This window comes from Lacinutrix sp. C3R15 (assembly GCF_018860825.1).
Classification (GTDB): domain Bacteria; phylum Bacteroidota; class Bacteroidia; order Flavobacteriales; family Flavobacteriaceae; genus Oceanihabitans.
In genome coordinates this window covers 496,613-517,803 of the sequence record NZ_JAHKPZ010000030.1, presented here as the reverse complement: position 1 = coordinate 517,803, position 21,191 = coordinate 496,613, and the positions used below count along the sequence as shown (strand labels likewise).

Sequence of the window (21,191 nt, the reverse complement as noted above, 5' to 3'; positions counted from 1 at the left end):
ATTTTAATACCATCTAGTATGAAACAAAAAATTCTTTTTTTTATTTTCTCTTTGTTTATCTTTTTGCAAACAAATGCCCAATGTGCCATGTGTAGAGCAGTACTTGAGAGTGAAGATGGCCAATCTACAGCAGAAGGAGTTAATAATGGTATTGTGTATCTAATGGCTATTCCGTACATATTGGTAGCCGGAATCGCTTATTTTATCTACAAAAAATTTTCAAAGTCTAAAGCAGAATAATTTATTTTACTGTAACATTTTTTCGTTTTAAGAGTCTTACTTCTGTAGTGTTAATGTTTCTTAACAGTTCTTTGGCACAAATTATTTCAATGTTTAAGTAATATTGTAATTGCTAATTTTTCAATATGATAGAAATCAAAGACTTACATAAATCGTACCATATGGGAAACAATTCCCTTCATGTGTTAAAAGGAATTAATTTTAATGTAAAAGAAGGTGAATTAGTATCTATAATGGGCTCTTCTGGTTCTGGTAAATCTACCTTGCTAAATATATTAGGCATGTTAGACGAAGCAGATGAAGGTTCTTATACACTAGATAATGTTCCAATTAAAAATCTAAACGAAAAAATAGCTGCTAACTACAGAAATAAATTTTTAGGATTCATCTTTCAATCCTTTAATTTAATCAATTATAAATCTGCATTAGATAATGTGGCATTGCCTTTATATTATCAAGGAGCAAAAAGAAAAGAACGCGCAGATAAAGCCATGCATTATCTAGAAAAAGTTGGTTTGGCAGAATGGTCTCACCACTTACCTAGTGAGCTTTCAGGTGGTCAAAAACAGCGTGTAGCTATAGCAAGAGCACTAGCAAGTGATCCTAAAGTGTTATTGGCAGATGAGCCAACAGGTGCTTTAGATACCAAAACTTCTTATGAAGTAATGGACCTTATTCAAGGTATTAATGATGAAGGTAAAACCATACTTTTAGTTACCCATGAGCCAGATATTGCACAAATGACTAAACGTATAGTAAACTTAAAAGATGGTTTAATTATAGATGATAGTAAGGTAGAACAAGTAAGAGCTATAGCACATGTTTGATTTAGAACGTTGGCAAGAAATATTTGAAACTTTAAGTAAAAACAAACTTCGTACGTTTTTAACTGGTCTCTCTGTAGCTTCTGGTATTTTTATATTAATCATACTTTTAGGCTTTAGCACAGGTATTCAAAATGGTGTTAAGTCACAATTTGAAAGAGATGCTACTAATTTAGTGAGTGTTTGGGCTGGTACAACAACCAAAGAATATAAAGGTTTAAATCCTGGTAGACGTATTCAATTAAAAAACAATGATTTTAATGCTATTTCTAATAAATATGCCGAAAGCATTGAAAATGAATCTGCATTTTATACTATTTGGGGAGGTTTAGTAAACTACAAAAATGAATCTGGAAATTATAGAATTCAAGGTATCTTACCAGGAAATCAATTTATTGAAAATGCAGATATAAGCAAAGGTCGGTTTATTAATATTGCTGATGTAGATAACTTAAAAAAAGTAGCCGTAATTGGTAATAAAGTAGCAAAAGATTTATTTAAAGACGAAGACCCTTTAGATAAAAATATTTCACTTTATGGTATTAGCTTTAAAGTGGTAGGTGTTTTTTATGATCCAGGAGGAGAACGAGACGAAAGCAAAGTGTTTTTACCATTACCTACTGCACAACTGGCTTTTAATGGTGCAGATAATATTAGAAACATGATGTTTACCTTAAAAATGGCAGATGATTTTGACCAAGCTGTAGCAGAATCTCAAGCCATTTCTGCGGCTATTGAAAATGATCTTAAATTAAGGCAAACCATTGCTCCTGATGATACTAATGCTGTAAGAGTATATAATACCCTAGAACGTGCAGAAGATATTTATTCTTTAATAGGAACCATTGCTGCTGTTTTTTGGTTTGTAGGTATTGGTACTATTATAGCAGGAGTTGTAGGTGTTGGTAATATCATGCTAATTATTGTTAAAGAACGTACCAAAGAAATTGGTATACGTAAAGCTTTAGGCGCAGAGCCTTGGTCTATTGTTAGTATGATTTTGCAAGAGTCTGTTTTTGTAACCATGTTTTCAGGGTTATTTGGACTTATTTTAGGTTTAGGATTACTTGAAATTGTAGGGCCTTTAATTAATAGTGAGTTTATAAAATATCCACAAGTAGATTTTAATATAGCAATAACCACTGTTTTTATTTTAGTATTTGCAGGAGCTTTGGCAGGATTTATTCCAGCATATAGAGCCGCCAAAATTAAACCAATTGTAGCATTAAGAGACGAATAATATGTTTAATAGAGACCGTTGGGACGAAATATTACAAGCACTTACAGCAAATAAGTTTAGAACTTTTTTGACTGCCTTTGGTGTGTTCTGGGGAATTACCATTTTAGTACTTCTTCTTGCACTAACTAATGGATTAAAAAATGGTGTAACTGCAGATTTTGGAAACTTTGCTACAAACTCTATGTTTATGTGGACTCAAAGTACTACAAAAGCATATAAAGGCTTGCCTAAAGGAAGACGCTTTAATTTTAAATTAAACGATGTTGAAACGCTTAAACGAGAAATCCCTGAATTAAAATACGTTTCGCCCAGACACCAATTAGGGGGTTTTAATGGTGCAAATAATGTGATTAGAGGTACAAAAACTGGGGCTTTTTCTATTTATGGTGACTATCCAGAATTTATTAATCAACAACCAATGGATATTCTTCAAGGTCGCTTTATTAGTTACTCAGACATAGATAGTAAACGTAAAGTTTGTGTTATTGGTGAAGATGTAGTGAAAGCTATGTATGACCAAGACGAAGATCCTTTAGGTTCTTATATAAAAGTAAATGGCGTTAACTTTTTGGTGATTGGTACTTTTAAAGCTGCAAATAGTGGTGATCAAGAGGAAGATGCAAATACTATTTTTATGCCTTTTACTACTTTTGGTCAAGCATTTAATAGAGGAGATAGTGTTGGTTGGATGGCAATTACTGCTAAAGACGGGATTTCAGTAACTTCTGTTAAACCAAAGATATTAGAACTAATGAAAGCTAGCCATAAAGTACATCCGGATGATGATCGTGCTATTGGTAATTTTGATTTGTCGGAAGCTTTTGGTCGTATAAACGGATTGTTTTCTATTCTGTCTGTTGTAGGTTATTTTGTAGGCGCCTTAGTGCTTATGTCTGGTATTATTGGTATTAGTAACATTATGCTTATTGTAGTAAAAGAACGTACTAGAGAAATTGGTGTAAGACGCGCTTTAGGTGCTTCTCCTTGGTCTATAAAATCACAAGTATTACAAGAAAGTTTATTGTTAACTATCATTTCAGGAATGGTAGGTATATCCTTTGCCGCTTTTGTTATTTTTATTCTCAACTATACATTAGATAAAATTGGTCCTGTAAAGAACTTTGCAAACCCAAGTGTTAGCATGTCTGTTATTTTTACAGCATTATTTATATTAATTATTTCTGGTTTGTTAGCAGGTCTAATTCCTGCAAATAGTGCTACCAAAATGAAACCTGTAGATGCTTTACGTATGGAGTAATTATTATACAGTGAAAAGTTGAAGATACATGAAATAGAAAAAAAAAACAATGTTCCTTCCTATTGGTAAATAGGATCGAAACATAAAAAATAAAAGTAATCATTAATCAAAAGTATAAATTATCAAAAAATGAAAAGAACCAAAACCATAATTGTATTAACACTAATAGTTCTTGTATTTGGTACAGCTCTATATTATTTATGGCAAAAAAACCAACAAGACCCAGTAACCTATACTACAGATGTAGCTAGTGAAGAAACCATAACCGTAAAAACGGTTGCTACAGGAAGTATTTTACCAAAAGACGAGGTTTTAATTAAGTCTAATATTTCTGGTGTGGTTGAAGAAATTTTTGTGGAAGCAGGAGAGTATGTAAAAGCAGGAGATTTAATAGCGCAAATTAGAGTAATCCCTAATGTGTCTTCATTAACAAACGCAAAAGGAAGTATTGCTATTAATCAAACAGCTTTACAAACTGCTAATATTAACCTTCAAACACAACAAACAAGTTATGATCGTCAAAAAGCATTATTTGATAAAGGTGTTATTTCTGCAAATGATTTTGAAGCTGTTGAAAACAGTTATTTACAAGCAAAACAAAGTGTTGAACAAGCCAAAATAAATGTAAATACAGCAAAACAGAATTATGATATTGTTAAAACAGGAACCACAAGTGGTTTAGGTAATATTGCACAAACCCAAGTAAGAGCAACCGTTTCAGGAATGGTTTTAGATGTTCCTGTTAAAGAAGGAAACCAGGTTATTGAAGCTAATAATTTTAACGAAGGTACTTCTATTGTATCTTTAGCAGATGTTAAAAAAATGATTTTTGAAGGTAAGGTAGATGAAAGTGAAGTAGGTAAAATAAAAGAAGGTTTACCACTTGAAATCACTGTTGGTGCTATTGAAGATAAAAAATTTGATGCTGTTTTAGATTATATTGCTCCTAAAGGTGTTGCCGAAAATGGCGCTATTCAATTTGAAATTAAAGGAACCCTTCAAAAAATAGATTCTACATTTATAAGAGCAGGTTTAAGTGCAAATGCGTCTATTATTCTAGATAAAGTAGAAAATGTTTTGGCTATTAAAGAAGCCTTAGTACAATATGATTCTGAAACAAAAAAGCCTTTTGTAGAAATAGAAACAGGTGACCAACAATTTGATAAAAAAGAGATAGAACTAGGGATTAGTGATGGTATTTTTGTAGAAGTAAAAAGTGGCATTACTAAAGAAGATAAAATAAAGGTTTGGAACCAAGTACAAGGTGTTCCTAAATACGCACAAGAGAATTAATAAAAAATATTTGTAACAGATTTACATTTATAAAGACTTATCATTTATTATGAAAAAACTTATTTTTATACTACTTGCTTTTTTAAGCATTACTACACAAGCCCAAGATAAAAAATGGACCCTTCAAGAGTGTGTTGAATATGCCTTAGATAATAATATATCTGTAAAACAAAGTGAGTTAGATTTACAAAATACAGAGCTTAACAAAAAGGATGCTTTTGGTAACTTTTTACCATCGCTTAATGCAAGTGTAAACCATTCTTGGAATATAGGTTTAAACCAAGATCCAGTTACTTTTGATGCCGTAAACTCTACAACAAGAAACCTTAGTGGAGGTATTAGTTCTGGGGTAAATATTTATAACGGTTTAAGAAACGTAAACCAATTACGTCGTTCTAATCTAGAAATATTAGCTAGCCAATATCAACTAGATAATATAAAAGATAACATGTCGCTAAACATAGCAAATGCTTTTCTTCAAATATTATTTAATAAAGAACAATTAAAAGTATTACAAGCGCAACAAGAAATTAGCCAACAAGAATTACAGCGTACTAATGATTTAGTAGAGGCAGGTGCTTTACCAAGAGGAGATTTGCTAGAAATTCAAGCAACCATTGCAACTCAAGAACAACAAGTGGTAAATGCAGAAAATGCTATTCTTTTATCTAAAATTAGTTTGGCACAATTACTTTTATTAGAAGATTATGAAACTTTTGATATTGTAGATAATGATTATCAAGTACCACCAACATCTATTTTAAACCAGTCAGCTCAAGCTATTATTACCAAAGCAAAAGAAGTTAGATATGATATTAAGATTGCAGAAAACAATAGTGAAATAGCCCAATATAACCTTAAAATAGCTAAAGGTGCTTTACAACCAACATTAAGTGGCTCTTACAGCTTTGGTACCAATTATTTTAAATCTCAATTGTTTGATACACCAGAATTTACAGACCAAGTTTCAGACAATAAAAGTCACGGATTTTCACTAAGTTTAAGCATTCCTATTTTTAACGGATTTTCTGTAAAAAATAATGTAAAACGTAATGAAATAAATGTTTTAAGTGCACAGTATCAATTAGAACAAGCAAATCTTGATTTAGAAACTAACGTATACCAAGCTTATAATGATGCTAAAGGCGCTTTAAAAGCATATGAAGCAGCTTTAAAAACAGAAGAAGCAAGAAGTCTAGCATTCAATTATTCGCAAGAAAGATATAATGTAGGTATGCTAAATGCTTTTGATTTTAATCAATCAAAAAATAGATTAGAAAACGCACAAAGCGAAGTAGTAAGAACAAAATATGATTATATTTTTAAATTGAAAGTATTAGAATTCTATTTCGGAATTCCTATTACAGCATTAAACTAACAACCATGAGTAAAAAAACAGTAACCATAATTGTAATTGCAGTAATTGTATTGCTAGCTCTTTTAATTGGAGGAAAAAAAGCAGGATGGTTTGGTAAACAAGGTAATTTTAAAGAAGTAGAAACCAAAAAAATTACTAAAATTGATATTGTGGAAACCGTTTCTGCTACTGGAAAAATTCAACCAGAAATAGAAGTAAAACTTTCTAGTGAGGTTTCTGGTGAAATTATTGAACTTCCTATTGTAGAAGGAGAACAAGTAAAAAAAGGAGATTTATTAGTTCGTGTAAATCCAGATATTTACCAATCTAGTTTAAGCAGAACACAAGCCGCTTTACAAAATGTACGTGCAGGTTTAAATCAGGCCGAAGCATCACTTAAAGAAGCAAAAGCAAACTACGATAGAAACCAACAGTTATATGAAAAAGGAATCATCTCTAAAGCAGATTGGGACAAAGTAATTTCTTCTTATGAAATAGCACAAGCAAACAAACAGTCTGCTTATTATAATGTGCAAAGTTCTGCTGCTACTGTAAATGAAGCTAAAGACAACCTAAACAGAACTAATATTTACGCACCAATGTCTGGTACTATTTCTAAATTAGATGTAGAGTTGGGCGAGCGTGTAGTTGGTACACAACAAATGGCAGGAACAGAAATTATGCGTGTTGCTAATTTAACCAACATGGAGGTTGAGGTTGATGTTAATGAAAACGATATTGTAAAAGTTAATATTGGAGACTCTACCATTGTTGAAGTAGATGCATATTTAAAAAAACAATTTAAAGGATTAGTTACTGAAATTGCAAACTCTGCAGATGGTGTTTTAACCTCTGATCAGGTAACAAATTTTAAAGTAAAAGTTAGAATACTTGAAGAATCGTATAAAGATTTATTAGAAGGAAAGAGTGAAAATTACTCGCCTTTTAGACCAGGTATGACTGCAACTGTAGATATCATTACCAACAAACGTGAAAATGTTGTTGGTGTGCCAATTAGCGCTATTGTTATTAAAACAGACACCTCTTCAACAAAAAAAGCAATTAAAAAAGATGCTATTGAAAGCAATAGCGAAGAAAAATTTGAATGTGTTTTTGTTAAAGATGGAGACAAAGCAAAATTACGCGTTGTAAAAACAGGAGTGCAAGACAATACTAATATTGAAATTATGGAAGGCTTGCAAGAAAACGACGAAATTATAACAGGACCATACAACACGGTTACAAAGTCTTTAAAAAATGGTGATGCTGTAGAAATTAAAAAAGAAGAAGATACAAAAGATAAAAACCAAGACGATTAATACTATATTTTGGCAATAATACTAAACATAGAAACAGCAACAACAAACTGCTCAGTCTCTCTTTCTAAAGAAGGAGAGACTTTTGCTTTACAAGAAGATAATAGCAAGCAATACTCACATGCAGAGCGTTTGCATGTATATATAGAAAGCTTACTAAAGCAAAATAATTTACAAGCTTCAGCTATAGACGCTATTGCAGTAAGTAAAGGACCTGGTTCTTATACAGGCTTGCGTATTGGAGTTTCTGCTGCAAAGGGTTTGTGTTTTGCTTTAAATAAACCTTTAATTTCTGTTTCTACTTTAGAGGCACTTGCTAGACAGGTTAAACTAGAACAAGGTCTTATTGTACCAATGCTTGATGCAAGACGTATGGAAGTGTATTCTGCTGTATTTGATGCTAATTATAATACAGTAAGAGAAATTGAAGCACAAATTCTAGACGAACAGTCTTTTGCCAGCTATCTAGAAAAAGGAAAAGTGTATTTTATAGGTAATGGTGTTGAAAAAACCAAAACACTAATCACCCATAAAAATGCTGTTTTTATAGAAGATAAATTACCTTCTGCAAATGAAATGTCGGTAATTGCGTTTAATAAGTATCAAGAAAACAACATAGAAGATGTTGCTTATTTTGAACCCTATTATTTAAAAGATTTTGTAGCATTAAAGCCAAAACCTAAAGTATAAAAAAAGACCTTTCTACTATTAAAAGCAGAAAGGTCTTTTGTATACATCAAAAACCTAATTAAGATTCTTTGTGTATTTCTACTTGATGTGGATAAGGAATTTCTATACCTGCAGCATCTAATGCTTCTTTTACATTTTCTGTTGTTTCAAAGTATACATCCCAATAATGTTCTGTTTTACACCAAGGTCTTACAGCAAAATTAATAGAACTATCTGCAAGTTCAGAAACATTTACTGTTGGAGCAGGAGTTTGAAGTACTTTTGGGTTTGCAGTAAGTACTTGCATTAATATGTTTTTGGTTTGTTTAATATCAGAATCATAACCTACACCAAAAGTTAAATCTACACGACGTGTACCTTCTGTGCTATAGTTTACAATGTTTCCGTTAGATAAAGATCCATTAGGAATAATAATTTCTTTATTAGAAAGCCCTGTAAGTTTAGTAGTAAAAATTTCAATTTCTTTTACCACACCTATTTCTCCTTGTGCTTCAATTAAATCTCCAATTTTTATAGGTTTAAAAATCATTAGTAACACACCTCCAGCAAAATTACCAAGAGATCCTTGTAAAGCCATACCAATAGCTAAACCAGCTGCTGCTAAAATGGCTGCAAAAGAAGTGGTTTCTACACCTAAATTACCTAGTATGGTGATTATTAAAAGTATTTTTAAAGCCCATCCTATTAAGTTTAAAAGGAATTTTTTAAGACTTTCTTCATAATTTCTACTGTTCATTACCTTAGTAACAGCCTTAATTATTTTTTTAATAAGCCAGGAACCAATAATCCAAATGGCAATAGCGCCAATAACTTTTATACCATAGGTTGAAATAAATTCAAAGCCTTTTTCTGTCCATTTCTCTATTTCCATAATTTGTGTTTAATAATTTATTAATAATTTTAATAGGCGAAATTAAAAACTAAAACGATAAAATGTGCTAAACAAATGTTATTTTAAAGTTTAATTCTGTAAAATTCATATTTCTTCGTTATAATTAAAATAGAAATAAAACTGAAGCTAAAGCCATAAGGGCTGGAATAGATTGAAAATAAAACAATCTAATTTTTTGGGTAGAATATGCGCCATATATTCCAGCAATAATAATACAACTTAATAAAAATAATAACATGTTGGTATTGTTATCTACTAAACCAAAAACCAAACCTCCTGCCAAAAAACCATTATACAATCCTTGATTTGCAGCTAGTACTTTTGTTTTTTCGGCAAACGCTACACTTTCTATACCAAAGGTTTTAATTACTTTTTTTGTAGTCCATAAAAACATTTCAAGTACTAGAAAGTAAAAATGTTCAAAAGCTACAAAGGCTACTAATAAGGTTGCTACAATTTTCATATAGTATTATTTTTCTATCAAAGTTAGTTAATTTAATAGCTAAAAAAAGCGTTCTATTATAGAACGCCTTTGTGTTATTATACTTTAATCAAGTTTATTTTACTTCAAAAGTTAATTTTAAGTTTACTCTAAACTCTGTTACTTCATCATCATTAACTACTGCGCTTTGTGATTGTACAAATACAGATTTAATGTTTTTTACACTTTTTGAGGCATGTTTTATTGCCTTTTTAGTTGCATCTTCCCAGCTTTTATCTGAATTAGACATTACCTCAATTACTTTCATTATTGCCATATTAAGTTTTTTTTAAGTTAATAATTGCTTGAAACCTAAATTTACAAATAATAATAGTAATATAAAAGTTTGAATAAGAGTAATTTAGCTGTTAAATAAATGGTTTTTTAATTATTTATCCGTTAATGGCTTCTACAATTTCTACTCTACCTTTCATCATTTCTTTAAGCATGTTTTCAATACCATTTTTTAAAGTAAATGTTGAAGAAGGGCATCCGCTGCAAGCTCCTTGTAAAATAACTTTTACTTTTTTTGTAGTAGCATCATAAGATTCAAATTGAATGTTACCACCATCACTAGCAACAGCTGGTTTTACATACTCCTCTAAGATATTGATGATTTCTTTAGAAGTATCATCCATGTTTTCATACGTTTCATCTAAGGCTTCCGTAGATTTTTCTATAACTTCTGGTGCATTTGCAATTACTATTTCTTTACCATTTTCAATAAAAGCTCTAATAAATTCACGAAGTTCCATGGTGATGTCATTCCATTCTGCAACTTCATATTTTGTAATAGAAACGTAATTTTCATCTAAAAATACACTTTTTACAAACGGAAAGTGGAATAGCTCTGTAGCTAGAGGAGAGGCTTTCGCTTCATCTATAGAAGTAAACTCAAAAGTAGCTGCAACTAGTTTTTTATTGGCTACAAATTTAATAACCGAGGGGTTAGGTGTGCTTTCTGCATAAACAGTTACTGGTACTTTTTTAGGAGTTGCTTCTTCTTCAACTACAAGTCCACCATTATTTAGGTAACTTTCTATTTGTTCTGCAACTTCTTGTTGTACATCTTGCCATTCTACAATACTATATCGTTCTATAGCTATAAAATTACTAGTTATATATACTTTTTTTACAAACGGAAGGTAAAATAATTGTTGTGCTAATGGAGATGCTTTTGCTTCATCAATATTATTAAATTCAAAGCTTTGGTGCTTGGTAATGAATTGATTAAGTTCAAATTTTATTATAGTTGGATTGTTAGTTTCTTTTACAGAAACTTTAAACGTATTCATAGTCAATTATTTTTTTGCAAAAATACTAAAAGAACTCAAGAGTTATCTATATATTTAGCATTTCTTATAGGTATTATTATTGATTTACGACAAACAACTTAAATCTTTAACTTTTATATCATAATTTATAAAAACTAAATTTTATATATTTGGTGACTTATAATAATAAAATTAAAAATATTAAGTTAAAATACTTATAAAAAGTGCATTTAACCTAGCTTCCTTGAAAATTAAAATTATGAATTTAAAAAAGTTATACCTTTTAGCTGTTGTTGTATTTTGCTCTCAGTTTGTAAACGCCCAAGAAGGACTTCCTATCTATACAGATTATTTAACAGATAATTATTACCTAATACACCCTTCTATGGCTGGAGCTGCTAACTGTGCAAAGTTAAGAGTAACAGGAAGACAACAATGGTTTGGGCAAGAAGATGCACCTCAATTAGCAACCATAAGTGTTAATAGCAGAATTGGTGATACACCATCTGCAATAGGAGCAATAGTATATTCTGATAAAAATGGATACCATTCTCAAAATGGCGTGTACTTAACGTATGCACATCACCTAATGTTTTCAAGAAATGAAATTGACTTAAATCAACTTTCTTTTGGTTTAAGTGTTGGTATGATACAATATAAATTAGATGAAACTGCTTTTTTAAACGAACCTTTTGATCCGTTAATTTACGGTATCGAGCAAAGTTCTACCAACTTTAATATTGATTTAGGTTTTTCTTATAACTTATATAACTTTTATGCGCATGCAACCGTAAAAAATGTGTTAAATAATGATGGTATTAATAACGATGTGGAAATTACTAGTAACTTAAGACGTTATTTATTTTCTGCTGGTTACGGTTTTGGTAAGTTTGGTAGCGATTGGTCTTATGAGCCTTCTATTTTATTTCAATATAAAGATGGTACCAAAGAAGCTTCTTTTGACTTAAACTTTAAGACGTATAAAAAAATGGAGTTTGGTCAAATTTGGGGAGGATTATCTTACAGACGTAGTTTAGATGGTGCAGAATATATTGATGGGTCAAGCATTAATAGCCAAAAAGCACAGTATATATCGCCAATATTAGGTATTAACTATAACAACTTTATGTTTGCATATACCTATGCATACCAAGCAAACTCTGTAGTGTTTAATAATGCAGGTTTTCATCAAATAACACTAGGTTTAAACTTTAACTGTAGAAAAGAGAAATACCATTGTAACTGTCCTGCAGTTAACTAATGCACTAAATGTAGTATATATAAAAAAGCCTTTCGGATTACCGAAAGGCTTTTTTATTGGGCATTATTTCCATTTATAATTCTTGTTTTTTGCTTGTTTTTTAATTGCTCCTAACATAGCATTTTCTAAATTATCATTTCCTTCTTTTTGTTGTTGAGCAACATATTGCTTTCGTTTTATATTTAGATCTTGAATTTGCTCCTGTATGGCTTCACGCTCTTTTCGTTTTTTATCTAAATAGGTTTTTATTTCTGCTTCCGTTTTACCTTGTAGTTCATTTGGTAATTCGTTTTCTTTTAATTCTTTATAAGAAAAAGAAGCATCTTCACTAGCATCAATTAAATCCCAGGAAGCGTTTTTATATAAATGCGAACTCTTACTTACAGTTCTACTTACTGCATTGGCTTCACTATAGCCTTGCGCATTTGCATCTTGTTCTGCTTGGCGTTTTATTTTATCTTTTCCGTAGCTTCCATAAGCCACATAAGTTTTGTTTAGTTTGTTGTTTAATTGTAAAATACTAGCATCATAAGGCGAAGCTATATGCACAGTTTCATGATTGTGGTTAATTGCCATATAATTACCATGCGTTATATCTGCTCCATCTTTCCAGTAGCTAGAGATTCCTTGGTTATAAGCACCACAAAAAATAGTGTTTACAGTTACGTCTTTGTTATGTGCTAATTGGCCAGCAACTTTATAATTAATTCTTCCTTGGTTAAAAGGCTCGTTTCCTGCAATAAAAATAAGTTTTAAGTCTTCTGTGTTATTTCCCCATTGTAATTGATCTAATGCTGTTTTAATAACGTAACCACAATATTCATTTCCTCCTCTTGTAGTTAGTGAAAATAATTCTTTAGAAATCTCGTCTAAATCTTGACTAAATGCTAATACCTGACGTATAAAGCCTTCGTTTCCATTTAAATTATCATTGCCATATTCATACAATGCAATTTGAAGGTTTGGTTTGGCATCATTGCATTTAGCGTAAGAAAGCTCGTTTACAATTTCCCAAAGCTGTGCTTTTGCTTGATCTATTAAGCCATCCATACTATTACTAGTATCTAATAGCAAGGCCACTTTAATAAATTGTTTATTTGGTTTATGGGTTGCAGGAGGCTTTATTGCTAACGATGTTTCTGTTTTTGCTGTCTTTGCTTGACAAGCTGTGAGACTAACAAAAAATAATGCTAGTATACTTTTTTTAAATATGGTTTTCATTGTTTTTGTTTTTAATGTTATGTTGTTTTTATTTCTTTTATATCTATGCTTCCATCAGGAGAAATGATGTAATATTTATTTTTAATTACTTCTTTTTCTGTTGATTTTTCTTGTTTTGGCTTAGGTGTATATTGTAGTTTAATTTCCATTCCTATTTGTATTACAGGTTCTACAATAGATGGGTTTATTACAACATCATAATCTCTAAACGAAATAGGATCATAGTAATATGAAGTTTGTTTTTTTACTTGATAAACACCTCTGTTTTTCTTTAAAGCTTCCATAGAAACGCTATTAAAAGCTTGGTAGTTTTTGTAAAAATCTCTAGGAAAATAACAATACTTATTGTCTGCTATTATTGGTGTGTATTCTATTAAATTAAAACCTAAGTTTTTATAGAACTCTTGTTTTACTTTTAATTCTTTTAAAATTTCTATGCGTAGTTGCTTATATACTTCTTGCAGGTTATCTATAAAATAATCTACCTTAACTAGGTTGTAAATTTCGTTATTTGCACAAGCAGCTAAAATTGTTTCAAACTGATTTACTTTAGTGAATTTAATATGAATGTTTTGCTGTAGCTCAAACCCCTTAGGCACTTCAACATATTTTTTACTGAATAATTTTTTCTCAACAATAGTTTCATAAACAGGAACAAAAGAAATAACATCTATAATAAAATCGTTGGTTAAAAGCCCTTTTGCTGCTAAATCGCTTTTTAATTTTTGTGTACGTTCTTTTATTAAATTATTGGTTTCTTCAGAGGTTTTACCAATTTGTGTAACATTAAAAACAGCTGTGTAAGACGAAGCTATAATATTGCTTAAGGCTTTAACTTCTAAATTTATAGTAGGATTAGGAATTAAGTTTGCAGATGTAAAATGGTTGTAATTGTTTCCGTATACATAACCGTTTCCTAGATCTTTAGATGCTATATTTTGTCTAGATATAGAAATTGCATTTCCTTTTATTTGCGCAAAATTAGTTGCAGTATATAAAATAATTAAAGTGGTAATAATAAACTTTTTCATAGGTAATTTTTTAAATTCTTAGTAAACCTATTATCAAAGTTTTTTATTAAAAACTACAAATGAGTGAAAGCGGCAATGCAATACGTAAACCCTTTTTTATAGTTAGGTAACCTAACTTTTTAGGCTTGAAAAAACCAAAAAGATAAGTAACGTAGTTTTTAAGTGTAGATTAAAGTGTGTAAGTTTATACTTTGTAATACTTATAAATGAAATACTTATTAAAATATAGTATCCTTTTCGGCTTTCTGTTTCTTTCTAGTAATTTCTTTGCTCAGCAAAATGCGGAAACAACAGCAGGTAAAGAAGAAGTTAGTTTTATAGTAAAAGGCTCTGTAGTAGAAAGCAATACACGTAAACCCATTACAAATGTGCAAATTTCTGTAAATGGCGGAGTATATACCACAACTAATCTTTCTGGTGATTTTAGAATTCAAGTTAAAAAAGGAGATGAGCTAACCATTGCGCATAAAGACATTAAAACTGTTTTTTATACCATTAAAGATGACGAAAGGATAACCGTTGAGGTTAAGCCAATAACTGAGGGTGAAGAGACGGTTTATAAAAGAAAAATTTCACTTAAACCTTTTAATAGTAGTATAGATTCTGCAGAAGTATATCTTAAAAAAGATGCAGAAAAAAGTATTTTATTTATAACCGAAGCTTTAGCGCAAAGCAACTCTACCAACCAAAATGCAGAAGCTTATGAAGTACTGGCAGACGTATATATGCATTGGAAACAGTATGATTTGGCAGTTTCTAACTATAAAATTAGCCTTCAAAATAATAAATTAAACGAAGTAGTTTTAAAATTAGCAAAGGCATATTATAAAAATAAAGATTACCAAGAAAGCCTACAAACATATCAAAGCATTAAAGAAAGCAGTCTTTCTAATTACCAAAAAACCGTGTATTATGAAGGATTAGGTGATGTATACACAAAAATAATACAGTTAGATACTGCAATTTCTAACTATAAGAAAGGACTAACTATTGCCGAAAAACATCTTATTAAACCTAAAATAACAGACTTAAATTCTAAAATTGGTGAAGCATATAATACAAGCGGAAAGCTAAATGAAGCAAATACTTATTTTGAAAATGCTTTAGACTTAGCATCACAAGAAAATAAAAAAAGAGCTGTAGAAGAAAAGGTGAAAGTAGCCGATTTTCAGAATGATAATATGGCTTATGAAAATGAAATTCAGTTACGTAAAGAAGCGATTAAAGAAATTTCAGAATTAGAAACCGATACCTTAATAGAAAACGAAAGTGCCTTAACATTACAAAAGCAAAACTATAAAATTGGTAACGCATATTACCAACAGCAGGATTATAAAAATGCTATTCCGTATTTAGAAAAAAGTATAGAAGAAGCAGGTAATAAAGAAGATTTATTGGTTAAAAAAGATGCTGTGCGTAAGCTCTCTGAAACCTATAGAGATGCTGGTAATTATACAGAAGCCTTAGAAACCTATAAAACCTATCAAGAAACTGTAGATGCTTTGTATGCTAAAATGGAGCAGGAAATTACACAAGCAGCAAGATTTAATAAAAACATTGCCGAAAAACAAAATCGTATTACCAGTTTAGAAAGCGATAGAGCATTAACCCAAACTAATTATCAACTTTCTGTAGAGCAAAGTAAACGTCAAAAATTAGTCATTTATTCGCTTTTTGGAGGTGTACTTCTGTTGCTAATTGTTGCATATGTAATGTATAAATACATCAAGCAACAAAAATTAGCAAACAACCTTTTAGCATTAAAGTCTTTACGAAGCCAAATGAATCCGCATTTTATCTTTAATGCATTAAACTCGGTAAACAGCTTTATAGCTTCTAATGACGAGCGAACAGCAAATAGATATCTGTCTGATTTTTCACAACTTATGCGAGCTGTTTTAGAAAATAGTGAGCAAGATTTTATTCCGCTTCAAAAAGAAGTAGAATTATTAGAACTATACACACAGCTAGAACATTTTAGGTTTAAAGATAAGTTTGACTATAGCATTATTGTAAATGAAGACGTTGCAGTGAACCAATTTCAAATTCCGCCAATGCTTTTGCAGCCTTATATTGAAAATGCTGTATGGCATGGCTTGCGTTATAAACAAGAAAAAGGAAAACTAGAAATTAAAATAGCACAAAAAAATATAGACGAAATTGCCATTACCATTATAGATGACGGAATAGGAAGAGAAAAGTCTAAATCTTTAAAAACCGAAAATCAAAAGAAACAAAACTCTAAAGGCATGAACAACATAAAAAAACGTGTTGCTATTTTAAACGAAATGTATAAAGACAAAGTAGATGTATTTATAGATGATTATCAAGCCGAAGGAGACAAAGGAACCAAAGTAGTAGTCACGCTAAAAAAGGATTGATATTACAATAGAAATCTTAAGCTCAGTTACTTTAAAGAGTTCTTTTAAAACAAAACAGTAGTAATAATATTAATAAAGTTCCTGCCTTTGCAGCAAATGTACATGAAACTAAACGCCATAATAGTAGAAGACGAAAAAACAAGCAGAGATATATTAAAAAAATACCTGGCTAAATATTGCCCTAATGTAAATATTTTAGGTGAAGCAGAAAATGTAGATGAAGCTTTAGTACTTATTAGAAATAACCATTTAGATGTTGTGTTTTTAGATGTAGAAATGCCTTATGGAAATGCTTTTGATCTGTTAGATAAAGTAGGAGACGCAAGCTTTGAAACTATTTTTGTAACAGCCTACAACCATTATGCTATAGATGCTTTAAACGCACATGCAAGCTATTACTTGATGAAACCAATTTCTATTGATGCACTTATAAAAGCAGTAGATTATGTAGTAGAAATTAAAACCAAAGAAGATGCCTTGCAAGATGAAGTTTTAGTACCAAATACAAATACCGTAAACGGAAAAATTACTATACCACAACAAGATGGATTTGAAGTTATTGAAACGGCAAACATCTTGTATTGTAAGGCAGACGATAATTACACCGAAATATATTTAAATAATAACAAAAAGAAATTAGTAAGCAAAACTTTAAAATATTTTGAAGAAGCATTACAAGATTCTAGTTTTGCAAGAGTACACAAAAGCTATTTGGTAAACGTAAATGAAATTACCAAATATGTAAAAGGAAAAGGAGGTCACGTGTTGCTAAGCAACGGAAAAGAAGTACTTGTTTCTGCGTCTAAAAAAGCAGGTTTACTTGCTTTTTTTAAGTAATTTTAGCCAACAACTTAAAACTATAAAAATGCCAATAATAAAACCAGTAAACAACAAATATCCACAAATTCCTGAAGATTGCTATGTAGCAGAAAACGCTACTATAGTTGGAGAAGTTACTATGGGAAAAGCATGTAGTGTATGGTTTAACGCCGTAATTAGAGGTGATGTACATTACATAAAAATGGGAGATAAAGTGAACGTGCAAGATGGTGCAGTAATACACGCAACCTACCAAAAATCGCCAACAACCATTGGTAATAACGTTTCTATTGGGCATAATGCCATTGTACATGGTTGTACCATTCACGATAATGTTTTAATTGGTATGGGAAGCATTGTTATGGATGATTGTGTAATAGAAAGCAATAGTATAATAGCTGCAGGAGCAGTAGTAACAGCCAACACCAGAGTAGAGGCAGGAACTATTTATGCTGGTGTACCAGCAAAGAAAGTTAAAGATATTAGCAAAGCGCTAATTTCTGGTGAAATTAATAGAATAGCAGATAATTACGTCAAGTATTCTAGTTGGTTTAAAGAGTAAAATGTTAAGACTTTAAAAATCAGTTGTTTATATAAAAAATATTTACTATATTTAATCTGTTGTATTGAGGTGCCTAAACTTACATTAGTGGCTGAGAATATACTCATTGTACTTGATTGGATAATGCCAAAATAGGAATACGACTTGCAAAGGAAACACTTGATAAAAAATGTCATACTGTTTCCTTTGTTTTTTTATGTTGTTTCTAGTTTACTAAGGTTATGTGTTAGTACACTTTTCATTATTTCTTTCTGCAAAGCAATTCAAGAAACTCCAAAAAAATATAGCATTAAAAAAAGTAGTAAGTATTTCTGTGAAAGCAGAAGTAATTAAAATGAAAAAAATCTAAAAATCTAGATAATCAACATGAAAACCTTCACCTAAAAGTTGCATCATTACTTTAGGGTTTGCGTTAGAATAAAATTGCAATTTAGGTTTATTTGTTTTATTGTTTAAAAGTTCATTTTGTCTTAAAACAGCTTTTGTTTGTTTTGCAACAGCTTCACCAGAGTCTATAATTTTAACATGACTAGGTAGTATTTTTAATAACTGCGGAATTAAATAAGGGTAGTGTGTACAGCCTAAAACCAAATAATCTATATCTGCATCTAACATTGGTTTTAAGTATAGCTGTAAGAGATCTTTCATTTTGCTAGATTCTACATTACCACTTTCAATTAAAGGAACAATACCTTCACCAACTTGTTCTATAATTTTAATTTTATCTGTAAATATATTAGTGGTTTTATAAAACAATTCACTAGAGAGTGTACCTTTTGTGGCAAGAATACCAACGGCTTTTGTTTTGGTATTTAATGCAGCTGGTTTAATTGCAGGTTCAATACCTATAAAGGGTATGTTGTAATTTTCACGTAGATAGTTAATCGCGTTTGTAGTTGCTGTATTACATGCAACTACAATAAGTTTACAGCCTTTATCAAGTAATAACTCTGTGTTTTTTTTACTTAAAGCAAGAATTTCATTTTTGTTTTTATTGCCATAAGGAGCATTTTTGCTATCGGCTAAATAAATAGTGTTTTCATGCGGTAGTAATGCATGAAGTTCTTTCCAAATAGAAGTGCCACCAACGCCAGAATCAAAAACACCAATAGGTTGTTTACTCATATACATACATATTGTTTATAAAAGTAAATAATTACTTTTAAATACATTTAGAGATTTAAAATTTTAGTAGATATAATATATACTTTTAAAATTAACCACATAAAAAAAGCTGTCTTGTAGAAGACAGCTTTTTTATAAAATTATTTAAGGTTTATTAGAAACCTAATTCTTTTTTAACATCTGCAAGTAAGTCTGTACCTTCTGCCATAATAACTCCACCACCTTGAGTAGAATCTAACACATAGTTAAAACCTTGCGCTTTAGCTACTTTTAAAATTGCAGCTTTTGCTTTTTCAGTAATAGGCTTTAATAAGTCTACTTCTTTCTTTTGCATGTCTTGTTGTGCTTGCCCTTGGTATTGTTGTATGTTTTGTTGCATAGTTTGTACTTCTACTAAACGCTTTTGGTTTTCTTCGTCTGTTTTAGTAGTAGCTTCAGCTTCGTATAACTTCATTTTGTTTTGGTACTCTGTAACCATTGCTTTAATGTCTGCTTCATAAGTTTTACCTAGCTTGTCCATTTCTGCTTGTGCAGCTTTCATGTCAGGCATTGCAGCAATTAGCTCTTGGGTGTTAATATGAGCAACTTTAGTTTGTGCTTGCATAAAGCTAGTTCCACCAATAAATAAAGCTACTGCTAATAATAAAGTTTTAATTTGTTTCATTTTTAATAGTTTAATGTGTGTAATAAATTGTTAATTGTCTTCGCCTTCTGTGGCATTGTTGTTTTCACGTTCTTCTTTTGCTTTTTTACGTTCTTCTAGTATTTTTCTTTTTCTTTCTTCTAATGCTTGTTTACGTGCTTCTCTATCACTTATTTTTTTTGCGGCTGCATCTTCTTCATCTTCTTCTTCAGTAGCACTAGCTTCTTTATCTGTTGTTGTTTCTTCAGCTGTTTTTTCTACATTCTCAGTTTCAGTTGTTACACCTTCTTCTTTATTGTTTTCTGCTACATTTTCTTCTGCATCAATAGCATCATCTGTTGTATTATTTCTTTGTTTAAGCGTTTCTTCTTTTAATTGTTTTCTAGCTTCAATAATACTATCTCTTCTTCTTTGTGCTGCTTCTTTTTTAGCTTCACGTGCTTCTAAAATTTCTTTTCTGCGTTGTTCTGCTTCTGCTGCACGAGCTGCTTTTTTATCTTCTAATGCTTGTTTTCTTGCGTCTAATGTTTCATTTACTTCAGGTACTACATCTTCGTCTTTAGCTTCTCTTCTTTCTTTTTTAGAATTTGCTTGATCACGTTTTGCGGTACGTACAATTGCTCTTATAACTTGTTCACTTATATCAAATCTATCTGCGGAATACAGCATAACTACATCTGCAGACTTATCAAATATAAAATCATATTTTTTAGTTGCAGCAATATCTTGTACTGCAGCAAATATTTGATCTTGTATAGGTTGAATAAGTTGTCTTTTCTGGATCATTAAATCACCATTAGGACCAAATCTATTTTGTTGATATTCTAATATTTCAAGTTCTTCAAAATGGATGTCTTCTTCACGTTCTTTAACAAGTTCACTAGTTAAAAGTGTTTTTTCATTGCTTAAATCTTTTCGTTTTTGTTCTATTACACTTAAACGATTTTCAATTTCAGATTTCCATTTTTGAACTTTACCATCTAGTTGCGTTGTTGCTTCTTGATATTCAGGTATGTTTTCTAAAATGTATTCTGTGTCTATATAACCTATTCTAACACCACGTTGTGCTTGAGTAGTGGTTACACTAAGCATAAATACAATTGCCAGTAAAAAAAGAACTTTTATTTTCATCTGTTTTATGTTTTTATAATTTATTGGCTTTATAAATTCTAAAAATGTACAGATGATTATTACTAGTATTCTGTCACTTCTTGAATTAAGCTTTTCAAAATTAACAAATTTTAATTTTAAATTTTTTAATTCTTGTTGTAAATAATCAAATT

At 30.5% G+C, this 21,191-nt stretch carries 21 protein-coding genes and 1 riboswitch; of the genes, 12 read left to right on the top strand and 9 right to left on the bottom strand.

All coding sequences use genetic code 11. From position 1 onward, the window contains the following. The first annotated feature begins 18 nt into the window (after window positions 1-18). The 8 genes from KO494_RS10960 (at window position 19) to tsaB (ending at window position 8,218) form a co-directional block, all read left to right on the top strand. Window positions 19-240 (top strand): hypothetical protein, encoded by a 222-nt coding sequence (locus KO494_RS10960; RefSeq protein WP_215967641.1) that lies wholly within the window; start codon window positions 19-21, stop codon window positions 238-240. A 125-nt stretch (window positions 241-365) separates the two neighbouring features. After that, window positions 366-1,067, top strand: a complete 702-nt coding sequence (locus KO494_RS10955) for an ABC transporter ATP-binding protein (protein ID WP_215967640.1) — start codon at window positions 366-368, stop codon at window positions 1,065-1,067. Then, window positions 1,060-2,304, top strand: a complete 1,245-nt coding sequence (locus tag KO494_RS10950; protein WP_215967639.1) for an ABC transporter permease — start codon at window positions 1,060-1,062, stop codon at window positions 2,302-2,304. Before KO494_RS10955 ends, KO494_RS10950 begins: the two co-directional genes overlap by 8 nt. Before the next feature lies 1 nt (window position 2,305). Then, entirely contained in the window at window positions 2,306-3,562 is a 1,257-nt protein-coding gene (locus tag KO494_RS10945; RefSeq protein ID WP_215967638.1) for an ABC transporter permease, read from the top strand. Between the two features lie 129 nt (window positions 3,563-3,691). Beyond that, window positions 3,692-4,855, top strand: coding sequence for an efflux RND transporter periplasmic adaptor subunit (locus tag KO494_RS10940; protein ID WP_215967637.1), 1,164 nt, complete (start codon window positions 3,692-3,694; stop codon window positions 4,853-4,855). Window positions 4,856-4,904: 49 nt separating this feature from the next. Further along, window positions 4,905-6,233, top strand: a complete 1,329-nt coding sequence (locus KO494_RS10935; RefSeq protein WP_215967636.1) for a TolC family protein — start codon at window positions 4,905-4,907, stop codon at window positions 6,231-6,233. Window positions 6,234-6,238: 5 nt separating this feature from the next. After that, a complete protein-coding gene (locus tag KO494_RS10930; RefSeq protein ID WP_215967635.1) occupies window positions 6,239-7,531 on the top strand; it encodes an efflux RND transporter periplasmic adaptor subunit in 1,293 nt (430 codons plus the stop codon). 9 nt (window positions 7,532-7,540) lie between these two features. Beyond that, window positions 7,541-8,218, top strand: a complete 678-nt coding sequence (gene tsaB / locus KO494_RS10925; protein WP_215967634.1) for a tRNA (adenosine(37)-N6)-threonylcarbamoyltransferase complex dimerization subunit type 1 TsaB — start codon at window positions 7,541-7,543, stop codon at window positions 8,216-8,218. A 58-nt stretch (window positions 8,219-8,276) separates the two neighbouring features. On the opposite strand, the gene KO494_RS10920 is transcribed toward tsaB, so the two are convergent. The 4 genes from KO494_RS10920 to KO494_RS10905 all read right to left on the bottom strand — a co-directional run bounded on the left by KO494_RS10920 (window position 8,277) and on the right by KO494_RS10905 (window position 10,886). After that, on the bottom strand, window positions 8,277-9,089 hold the full coding sequence (locus tag KO494_RS10920) for a mechanosensitive ion channel family protein (protein WP_215967633.1): 813 nt from the start codon (window positions 9,087-9,089) through the stop codon (window positions 8,277-8,279). Between the two features lie 124 nt (window positions 9,090-9,213). Further along, a complete protein-coding gene (locus KO494_RS10915) occupies window positions 9,214-9,573 on the bottom strand; it encodes a DUF1304 domain-containing protein (RefSeq protein ID WP_215967632.1) in 360 nt (119 codons plus the stop codon). A gap of 94 nt (window positions 9,574-9,667) precedes the next feature. After that, the gene (locus tag KO494_RS10910) at window positions 9,668-9,868 is read right to left on the bottom strand and encodes a dodecin family protein (RefSeq protein WP_215967631.1); all 201 of its coding nucleotides are present in this window, start codon (window positions 9,866-9,868) and stop codon (window positions 9,668-9,670) included. A 115-nt stretch (window positions 9,869-9,983) separates the two neighbouring features. Then, entirely contained in the window at window positions 9,984-10,886 is a 903-nt protein-coding gene (locus KO494_RS10905; protein WP_215967630.1) for a NifU family protein, read from the bottom strand. 238 nt (window positions 10,887-11,124) lie between these two features. Between KO494_RS10905 and KO494_RS10900 the strand changes: the two genes are divergently transcribed. Continuing rightward, a complete protein-coding gene (locus KO494_RS10900; protein WP_215967629.1) occupies window positions 11,125-12,126 on the top strand; it encodes a type IX secretion system membrane protein PorP/SprF in 1,002 nt (333 codons plus the stop codon). 63 nt (window positions 12,127-12,189) lie between these two features. Here KO494_RS10900 and KO494_RS10895 read toward each other — a convergent pair whose 3' ends face one another. Together KO494_RS10895 and KO494_RS10890 are read right to left on the bottom strand one after the other, a co-directional pair. Then, window positions 12,190-13,347 carry a VWA domain-containing protein gene (locus tag KO494_RS10895; RefSeq protein WP_215967628.1) on the bottom strand — a complete coding sequence of 386 codons (1,158 nt, stop codon included), beginning with the start codon at window positions 13,345-13,347 and terminating at the stop codon, window positions 12,190-12,192. A gap of 17 nt (window positions 13,348-13,364) precedes the next feature. Then, window positions 13,365-14,378 carry an SIMPL domain-containing protein gene (locus KO494_RS10890; RefSeq protein WP_215967627.1) on the bottom strand — a complete coding sequence of 338 codons (1,014 nt, stop codon included), beginning with the start codon at window positions 14,376-14,378 and terminating at the stop codon, window positions 13,365-13,367. A gap of 206 nt (window positions 14,379-14,584) precedes the next feature. On the opposite strand from KO494_RS10890, the gene KO494_RS10885 reads away from it, so the two are divergent. The 3 genes from KO494_RS10885 to KO494_RS10875 all read left to right on the top strand — a co-directional run bounded on the left by KO494_RS10885 (window position 14,585) and on the right by KO494_RS10875 (window position 18,140). Then, window positions 14,585-16,759, top strand: coding sequence for a histidine kinase (locus KO494_RS10885; protein WP_215967626.1), 2,175 nt, complete (start codon window positions 14,585-14,587; stop codon window positions 16,757-16,759). Window positions 16,760-16,861: 102 nt separating this feature from the next. Next, complete coding sequence (locus KO494_RS10880) at window positions 16,862-17,596, top strand: LytTR family DNA-binding domain-containing protein (RefSeq protein ID WP_215967625.1); 735 nt, start codon at window positions 16,862-16,864, stop codon at window positions 17,594-17,596. A gap of 28 nt (window positions 17,597-17,624) precedes the next feature. Further along, window positions 17,625-18,140, top strand: coding sequence for a gamma carbonic anhydrase family protein (locus KO494_RS10875; protein WP_215967624.1), 516 nt, complete (start codon window positions 17,625-17,627; stop codon window positions 18,138-18,140). Between the two features lie 55 nt (window positions 18,141-18,195). Continuing rightward, window positions 18,196-18,294: riboswitch (TPP riboswitch) on the top strand. A 191-nt stretch (window positions 18,295-18,485) separates the two neighbouring features. Here KO494_RS10875 and murI read toward each other — a convergent pair. The 3 genes from murI to KO494_RS10860 form a co-directional block, all read right to left on the bottom strand. After that, window positions 18,486-19,265, bottom strand: a complete 780-nt coding sequence (gene murI, locus KO494_RS10870) for a glutamate racemase (protein ID WP_215967623.1) — start codon at window positions 19,263-19,265, stop codon at window positions 18,486-18,488. 154 nt (window positions 19,266-19,419) lie between these two features. Then, window positions 19,420-19,929, bottom strand: a complete 510-nt coding sequence (locus tag KO494_RS10865) for an OmpH family outer membrane protein (RefSeq protein ID WP_215967622.1) — start codon at window positions 19,927-19,929, stop codon at window positions 19,420-19,422. Window positions 19,930-19,959: 30 nt separating this feature from the next. Further along, a complete protein-coding gene (locus tag KO494_RS10860) occupies window positions 19,960-21,039 on the bottom strand; it encodes an OmpH family outer membrane protein (RefSeq protein ID WP_215967621.1) in 1,080 nt (359 codons plus the stop codon). Between the last annotated feature and the right edge of the window lie 152 nt (window positions 21,040-21,191).